Annotated in this window: 1 protein-coding gene; it reads left to right on the top strand. The window is 56.9% G+C overall.

Annotated elements, in window-relative coordinates:
- Window positions 1–309 precede the first annotated feature (309 nt).
- On the top strand, window positions 310–1,159 hold an 850-nt coding region (locus EN925_RS36795; RefSeq protein ID WP_164894704.1), incomplete at its 3' end, for a glycosyltransferase family 1 protein.

The following is a 1,159-nucleotide window of genomic DNA, read 5'->3' as shown; positions in this document are numbered from 1 at the left end:
AATCAACTTGATGTCCTGCGCATTTTATAGCCAGCGACTTCAACGCAAATACGGCAGGTCCGTTCTCCACCGACATTCCGCCGTCGCTCACGCTTTCAAAGCCCGGCGATGCGCGGCGAGCGTTCTCAGCTTCGCGGAAATATGGTCGCATTCGTCATCCGAGCGGTGACCGAGAGCTCTTCACTTCACCTTGGAACAACTCACGCGCTGGAAAGTTAGGAGCTGGCATCGAAGTCTATTTCTCCTCGATCCGCGCTTAACAAATGTTAGTCGTAACATAAACGAAAGATTACGGGAAGGAACATCTCAATGGAAGCAGCCTTGGGCAGGGTATCCGCCAGTAAACACACAGGCAGGGAAAATCTACTGGTTTGCTTCTCCCACTTGCGATGGAATTTCGTTCATCAACGGCCGCAGCATATCCTCACCCTCGCATCCGAGCAGCAGAGAGTGGTCTACTTTGAGGAGCCTGTTTTCGAAGAACTGCCACAGCCGCAGATGCGGACGAGCGAGGCATCGCCAAACATCCTGATCGTGACACCAGTGCTGCCGCTCGGCGCGTCGGCCGCGAAATCAGATGCCGTGCAGCAGAGGTTTGTTCAGCAGATCATAGCTTCTATGCCGCACAGCCGGCTGATCGCCTGGTATTACACGCCGATGGCTCTCCGCTTCACGGAGTTTCTTGACCCAGACATATGCGTCTACGACTGCATGGACGAACTCTCCGCTTTCAAGAATGCGCCGCCCGAACTGGCGCAGATGGAAAAGGCACTTCTGCGCCGCGCCGATCTCGTTTTCACCGGTGGTCTGAGCCTGTTCGAGACCAAGCGCCGCCTGCATCAGGCTATTTACCCCTTTCCGAGCAGCATCGACGTGAAACACTTTCACAAGGCTAGGCTGCCAGGAAAGGACCCAGCCGATCAGGCCGGCATTCCTCACCCGAGGGTGGGGTATTTCGGCGTCATCGACGAGCGGCTGGACGCCGGACTCGTGGCGCTAGCGGCGCGGACGATGCCGGACGTGCATTTCGTCATGATTGGCCCCGTGGTCAAAATCGATCCTGCAATCCTGCCGAAGGCCGACAACCTGCATTGGTTGGGTGCCAAGGCCTACTGCGACCTGCCCGATTATCTGCGCCATTGGGATGCCGGGTGGATGC

The sequence above is a fragment of the Mesorhizobium sp. M7A.F.Ca.US.006.04.2.1 genome, assembly GCF_004022915.1.
In the GTDB taxonomy this organism is placed as follows: Bacteria; Pseudomonadota; Alphaproteobacteria; order Rhizobiales; family Rhizobiaceae; genus Mesorhizobium; species Mesorhizobium ciceri.
This window is presented reverse-complemented; position numbering and strand designations above follow the sequence as displayed.